The organism is Acidobacteriota bacterium (assembly GCA_003696075.1).
Lineage (GTDB): Bacteria > Acidobacteriota > Polarisedimenticolia > J045 > J045 > J045.
On record RFHH01000122.1, the window covers coordinates 20629 to 27593 of the forward strand.

6 protein-coding genes are annotated in these 6965 nt (G+C 72.9%); all 6 read right to left on the reverse strand.

Features of this window, described 5'->3' with window-relative positions; translation table 11 throughout:
• Window positions 1-131: 131 nt before the first annotated feature.
• Entirely contained in the window at window positions 132-1961 is a 1830-nt protein-coding gene (gene dnaK / locus D6718_08040) for a molecular chaperone DnaK (protein ID RMG45265.1), read from the reverse strand.
• Entirely contained in the window at window positions 1958-2572 is a 615-nt protein-coding gene (gene grpE / locus D6718_08045) for a nucleotide exchange factor GrpE (GenBank protein ID RMG45266.1), read from the reverse strand. The genes dnaK and grpE overlap by 4 nt, the downstream gene beginning before the upstream one ends.
• Complete coding sequence (gene hrcA, locus D6718_08050; GenBank protein RMG45267.1) at window positions 2569-3804, reverse strand: heat-inducible transcription repressor HrcA; 1236 nt, start codon at window positions 3802-3804, stop codon at window positions 2569-2571. The genes grpE and hrcA overlap by 4 nt, the downstream gene beginning before the upstream one ends.
• Window positions 3768-4875 (reverse strand): peptide chain release factor 2 gene (gene prfB, locus D6718_08055; protein RMG45268.1). Its coding sequence is split into 2 segments (ribosomal slippage): window positions 3768-4805 and window positions 4807-4875, totalling 1107 coding nucleotides; the frame shifts between segments, so codons are not numbered across the junction. Before prfB ends, hrcA begins: the two co-directional genes overlap by 37 nt.
• On the reverse strand, window positions 4868-6433 hold the full coding sequence (gene lnt / locus D6718_08060) for an apolipoprotein N-acyltransferase (protein RMG45269.1): 1566 nt from the start codon (window positions 6431-6433) through the stop codon (window positions 4868-4870). The genes prfB and lnt overlap by 8 nt, the downstream gene beginning before the upstream one ends.
• Complete coding sequence (locus D6718_08065) at window positions 6430-6936, reverse strand: SPOR domain-containing protein (GenBank protein ID RMG45270.1); 507 nt, start codon at window positions 6934-6936, stop codon at window positions 6430-6432. The genes lnt and D6718_08065 overlap by 4 nt, the downstream gene beginning before the upstream one ends.
• Window positions 6937-6965 lie beyond the last annotated feature (29 nt).

A 6965-nucleotide genomic window follows, 5' to 3' on the forward strand; every position in this document is an offset into this window, starting at 1 on the left:
CGCTTCCGGCGATCCGCCCGCAGTGGGGGCGCGCCAGCCGGCCCGCCCGGAGCGGCGCCCGGCCGGACCGCGGGCGCGTCCGCGAAGTGGTCAGGCTAGCAGCCGCCGCCGGGGGGCGCACCCGCCCGCGGTCACTTCAGTTTCACCGACGTCGGGTCGTACAGCGCGACGTCGGACAGGATCCGCGCGACGTCGCCGAGCATGTCGAGCGCCTGCTGGATGGCCGTCGCATCCTCGCTCGCAAGCGCCGTCTTGCAGCGCGCGAAGACCTGTTTGATCTCCTGCCGCTGCTCGGGCGAGAGGAGCTGCTCGAACTCCTTGTAGGTTCGCCGGTTCGTCTCCAGGAGGCCCTCCAGGCGGGCCTTGGCCCGGGACGCGGCCAGCCGCCGGCGATCCTCTTCCGCGAACATCTCCGCCTCGGCGATGGCCCGCTCGATCTCCTCGGGCGTCAGGCCGGAGGTCGGGGTGACCACCACCTGCTGCTCGAGGCCGCTCGACAGATCCTTGGCCGAGACGGAGACGATCCCGTTCGAGTCGATGTCGAAGGTCACCTCGATCTGCGGCGTGCCTCGTGGGGCCGGCGGGATGCCCACCAGCTCGAAGCGGGCCAGGCTCTTGTTCGCCGCGGCGATCTCGCGCTCTCCCTGCAGGACGTGGATCTCCACCTTGGTCTGGTTGTCCGCGGTCGTGGTGAAGACGCGGCTCCGCCGGCAAGGAACCGTGGCCCCGCGCTCGATCATCTTGATGAACCCGCCATCCCGGGTCTCGACACCCAGCGAAAGCGGGGTCACGTCGAGCAGCACGATCTCCTTGACGTCGCCGCACAGGATGCCCGCCTGGATCGCCGCCCCGAGGGCGACGACCTCGTCCGGGTTCACGTCCTTGTTGGCCTCGCGTCCGAAGATCTGCTGGACCATCCGCTGCACCAGCGGGGTGCGGGTCTGCCCTCCGACGAGCAGCACGTCGTCGATGTCGGAGGGGCTCAGCCCCGCCATTTCGAGCGCCTCCTCGCACGGCCGGCGGGTCTTCTCCACCAGGTCGGCGACCAGCTCCTCGAACTTCTCCCGGGTGAGGGTCGTGTTCAGGTGCGTGGGGCCCTTCGGGGTGGTGGCGAGGAAGGGGAGCTGGATATCGGCCTGCGTTTCGCGCGACAACTCGCACTTCGCCTTCTCGGCCGCCTCCTTCAGCCGCTGCAGAGCCAGCCGGTCGGCGAGCGGATCCACCCCCGTCTGCTCCTTGAATCCGGCGGCCAGCCATTCGATGATCCGCTGGTCGAAGTCCTCGCCGCCGAGGAAGGTGTCGCCCGCGGTCGCGAGCACCTCGAACACGCCCTGAGCCAGCCTGAGGATCGAGATGTCGAAGGTCCCGCCGCCCAGGTCGTACACGGCGATGACCTTCTCGGTCTCCTCCTCGCCGAGCAGGCCGTAGGCCAGGCTCGCGGCGGTCGGCTCGTTGAGGATCCGCAGCACGTTCAGCCCGGCGATCCGCCCGGCGTCCCGGGTGGCCTGCCGCTGGGTGTCGTCGAAGTAGGCCGGCACGGTGATGACCGCGTCCTGCACCTTCTCCCCGAGGTACTGCTCAGCGTTCTCTTTCAGGTGGGCCAGGACCGCCGCCGAGATCTCCTGCGGGCTGATGACGCGGTCGCCGACCCGCACGTGGGCGTCGCCGTTCGGCGCCGCGACGATCGCGTACGGAACGTGCCTGGCGACACCCTCCACGTGCTTGTCGTCGCGCTTCCGGCCGATCAGCCGCTTGATGCCGTAGAAGGTCCCCTCGGGGTTGGTGGCCGCCTGCCGCTTCGCGAGCGGGCCGACCAGCCGCTCCCCGCGGCGCGAAAAGGCGACGATCGAGGGGACGGTGTGGCTCCCCTCCTTCGTCGGGATGACGACGGGCTTGTCACCTTCCATCACGGCGACGACCGAGTTGGTCGTGCCGAGGTCGATCCCCACGATGCGGCTCATGATCTCGCCTCCCCGTCATCGTCGCTCCCGCCGGCGTCCCCGTCCCCCGGGGCCCGCCCGGGGGCGGACGGTCCGATGCGGCCGGTGAACGGTGCATCCCCGGTCGGGGCTCCCGGTGCCGCCGACACACGGACGAGCGCCGGCCGGACGAGGGCCCCGGCCAGCGCGTAACCGACGCGCAGCACGTCGAGCACCGTGTTGGGTGGCACCCGGTCGGTCGGCGTCACCTGGGCGGCCTCGTGGACCGCCGGATCGAACGGCACGCCCGTGCCCTCGATCCGCTCCAGGTCGTGCTCGCGGAAGACGTCCCAGATCTGGCGCAGCGCGACCCGCACCGCGTGCTCGAGCGCCTGGCGGTCCGGCTCCTGCCGGACGCAGGCCTCGAGCGCGTCGAGCGCCGGCAGCAATTTCTGGAGGACGAGCCGGATCCCCGCCGCCCGGCCCTCCTCACGCGCCCGGGACAGCCGCACCACGACCTCGCTCAGGCGTCCCGGCTCCTGGGCTCCGGAGCCCTCGCTCCGCGGGCGCCGAGGCTCGTCGTCGTCCCGCTCGTAGCCGACGATTTCGAGGATTTCGATTCCGGTCTCGTCGTCCGAGGGTCCTCGGGTCACTCCTCCTCCTGATCTTCGCGGCTCTCCTCACCGCTCAAGGCCCGGCTCATGGTTCGCGCGAAGTGGTCGACCAGCGCCACCGCGCGCGCGTACTCCATCCGCCGGGGGCCGAGCACGCCGACGAGGCCCCGCATCGCCCGTCCCGCGCGGTACGGGCTCGCGACGACCGAGATCGGCGCCAATCCGGGATCGTCCGCTTCAGACCCGATGATCACCCTCACCCCTTGACTGCTCAGACACGAGTCGAGCAAGCGGAGCAGGCGCGCCCGCTCCTCGAAGGTCTCCAGCACCTCCCGCAGCCGGTCGATGTCCGAGAACTCCGGCTTGCTCAGCAGGTGGGAGGTTCCTTCCAGGATGAGCTCGTTCCCCTCCCGCATCGCCCGCTCGATCAGCTCCGACAGCGCCATGAAGCTGGGGCGCCCGATCGTCTCGATCCATTCCCGGTCGCGCTCGAGCGCCTGGAGAAGCCGTCTCCTGACCTCCGGCAGCGTCAGGCCGCTGAACTGCTCGCGCAACCAGGCGGACAGGCGGTCGAGCTGCCTCTGGGAAAGATCGACGTCGCTGTCGAGCACCCGGTGCAGAACCACGCCCGGCCGGCTGACGATCACCGCCACGAAGCGGCGCGCCGAGATCCGGACGAACTCCACGTGCTCGACGACGGCCTGCTCGAGGTCCGGCGCCAGCACGACCCCGACCTCCCCGGTCAGCTCGCCGAGGAGCTTCCCCGCCCGGGCCAGTAGCTCCTCGATCTCCCGCGCGGAGAGGAGGAGCCTTTCGATGCGCCTCACTTCCCGGCGCGGCAGGCGCTGCTTGCGGGAGAGGATCTCGTCGACGAAGTACCGGTATCCGCGGTCGGTGGGCACCCGGCCAGCCGAGGTGTGCGGCTGGGCCAGAAGGCCCATCTCCGTCAGGTCGGCCATGAGCGCGCGGATCGTGGCGGGCGACAGGCGCTCGGGGTGGAGCCGCGCCACGGCGCGGGAGCTGACGGGCTCTCCCGTCCGGACGTGCTGCTGGATGATGATCTCCAGCGAGTCCTTCGATCGCTGGTCCAGCTCGATCCGTTCCCGCACGGCGGCCTCTCCGCCCGCCCGCCCGGGGCCGCGCAGATCGCGCCCCCGGCGCAACTGGCGCGCCTGCGGTGAGTTATAGGAGCGCCCCCGGCGCGGGTCAACCCGCCGCCGCCCGGCGGAACCGCTCAGCCGTCGCGGCCCTTCGCCTGCTGGATCAGCCACTCCTTCATGAACGGCGTCAGATCGCCGTCCAGCACGGCGTCCACGTCCCCGGTCTCGTACCGGGTCCGGTGATCCTTCACCATCCGGTAAGGGGCGAGGACGTAGGAGCGGAGCTGGTTGCCGAAGCTGTGCTCGACCTTCTCCCCCGCCTCCTGCTGGCGCTTCTCCTCCCGCTCGCGGACCTCCTTCTCGTAGAGCCGCGCCCGCAGCATCTTCAGCGCCTTCTCCCGGTTCCGGTGCTGGCTCCGCTCGTCCTGGCACGTGACGACGATCCCGGTCGGAAGGTGCGTGATGCGCACGGCGCTGTCCGTGACGTTCACGTGCTGGCCGCCCGCCCCGGAGGAGCGGAAGGTGTCGATGCGCAGGTCCTTCTCGTCGATGGTGATCTCGATGTCGTCATCGACCTCGGGAATCACGTCGACGGCAGCGAACGCCGTGTGGCGGCGCGCCTGGGCGTCGAAGGGGCTGATCCGGACCAGGCGGTGGACCCCGCGTTCCGACTTGAGCCAGCCGTAGGCGTCCGGCCCGATGATCCGGCAGGTGGCGCTCTTGATCCCCGCCCCCTCGCCCTCGAGCCGGTCGACCAGCTCCGTCTTGTAGTTCCGCCGCTCCGCCCAGCGCAGGTACATCCGGAGCAGCATCTCGGCCCAGTCCTGTGCGTCCACACCGCCCGCCCCGGGGTGGATCGAGAGGATGGCGTTCCGGTGGTCGTCCTCGCCGGAGAGCATCTTCGCCACCTCGAGCTCGGCCAGCGCGCGGTCGGCCTCGCCGATTGCCGCTTCGAGGTCGGCGTCGTCCACCGCCTCCCCCTCCCGCGCCAGCTCGAGGAGCGTTTCGCAGTCCTCGACCGCCCGCCGGACCCGATCCCCTCGCTCCCGCTCCACGGCCAGCCTGGCGCGCGTCCGGTTCAACTCGGCGGCCCGCGCCGGGTCGTTCCAGAGCTCGCTGTCCGACAGCTTCGCGTCGAGTTCCTCGATGCGGCGGGTCAGTTCGGAGGTGTCAAAGGAACCCCCTGAGCGGCTCGAGCCGCTCCTTGATCGATTCCCACCGCTGGATCAGGTCTTCACGCATGCTCGCATCCATCCGGCGCCGTATCGGGGCGCTCCGGGGGGTGACCGGGTCGTTCGGGGAGGCCGGCCGGCGCCCGGCGAGGTGGGCCGGACCGGTCGTGCCGGACGCCGCTGACGAGCAGGGCGAACGAGAGGATAACACACGCCCACGCGACGGCCCGTCCCACCGCGGCGCCCACCGGCGCGCCGCCGCCCGGCGCCACGTCGGCCACGATCACGCCGCGCTCTCCGAGGCCGAGCCGCCCCTCCACCGTGCCGTCCGCGTCGACGATCACCGAGATCCCGCCGTTGGCCGCCCGCAGCAAGGGCCTCCCCGTCTCCGGCGCCCGCAGCACCGCGTGGGCGAGGTGCTGGAAGGGTCCCGACGTCCAGCCGAACCACGTGTCGTTGGTCAGGTTCGCCAGAAACGAGGCCCCCTCGCGCGCGAACTCGAGGGCCAGACCGGGGAACACCGCCTCGTAGCAGACCAGCGCGCCGATCCGCCCGACACGGGCGGGGTGAAGCACCGCCGAAGCGCCGGGAGAAAAATCGCCCGCCTCGGCCGCGAGGGCGGGAACTTCGCCCAGAAGGGGGCGCAGCGGGAGGTACTCCCCGAACGGGACGAGGACGCGTTTGGCCGAGACCGTCGCCATCCCCACGTCGGCGCGCACGAGCACGGCGCTGTTGAACCAGCGCGATCCGCGGCCCGTGACGCTCCCGAGGAGGATGTCGGTCCCGGTCTCGGCGGCGAGGCGCTCCACGGCCCGCCGGTAGGCGCGGTCGGCGTCGATCCTCAGACCCGTCGCCGACTCGGGCCAGACGACGAGGCGGGCGCCGCGCGCCGCGGCGCGCCGGGTCAGGCCGGCGTAGACCTCGAATTTCTCAACCGCCGCCGCCTCCGCCGGAACCGCGCCCTGGACGACGGCGACGCGCGCCCGCTCCCGCTGCCCCGCCGGAAGCGCCAGGCCCGCCGCCGCCGCGGCGAGCGCCACCGCCCCCCAGCCCAGCGCGGCGGCGAACCGCCGCGGGCGCCGCAGGAGGAAGGACGCCAGGACCGCCGCCAGCGAGGCGGCGAGCAGCGAGATTCCCGCCGAACCGACCGACCGGGCCAGCACGCGCCCCGGCGCGGACCCCGCGAACGCGGCGGCGAGAACGCCCCACGGGAAGGGAGCCGGCACCGCTTCCCGGAGGCGCTCGTACGCCACCCAGAGAATGGCGGCGGACGCAAGCGCCGCCCCCGGGCCGGTTCGCGCGGCGAGCCAGGCGGCGGCCGCCCACCCGGCGGCGAGCAGCGCCCCGGAAGCGAGGACCGCCCCGGCGGCCGCGCCGCCCCCGAGCGGGGTGTGTTCGAGGATCACCGCCGCGAACCACCTGAGGAGCAGGGAGAAGAAGACGAAGCCGCCGGCGAAGCCCTCCGCCGCCGCCCGGCGCGGCCGAGCGCTCCCGGCGAGGGCGAAGAGAACCGCCAGGGAGGGCACCGCGAGAGCGCTCCAGCCCGGCCGGGGAAACGCCAGCGCCAGCCCGGCCCCCGCGAGCGGGGCCGCCGCGGCACGGAGCGCACGCCGCCCGGCCGGCGTCACGGCGCCTGAAGCGGGCGTCCGAGCTTCCGGGCGAGTCGGCCGGCCGCTTCCTCGGCCGCGCGCCGGTCGGGAAACGGTCCGGCGGCCACCCGGTACCGCCCGTTCTCCGAGCGCACGAGCAGGGCGGGGAAACCGAGAGCCCGCACTTCCGCGCGGAGCCGCTCCGCCTCGGCCCGTCCCGCGACCTCGGCGACCTGGATCTCGTAGCCACCTTCGGTAACGGGTCGCGGCACCACCTGTCGCGACGGTTCCGGCGCCGCACCGCCCACGCCCTCCCGGTCGAACAGCGTCATCCCCGCGGAGACGTCGCCCCCGTCGACCGGGGCGGGAGCGCTGGCGCCGATCGGCCGGTCTCCCCGCCCCCCTCCGGGCGCGGTCGCCCGGCCCAGCCAGAACGCCCCCAGCAGACCGGCAGCGGCCAGCGCCGCGAGGAGCGCCAGCCGGGGGAGATCGAGTTCGAACTCGACGGCGCGGTCGCCGCCGTCGCGGCGGAGGTCACGCATCCCCGCCCTCCCGGTCGCGGAGTTCGGCC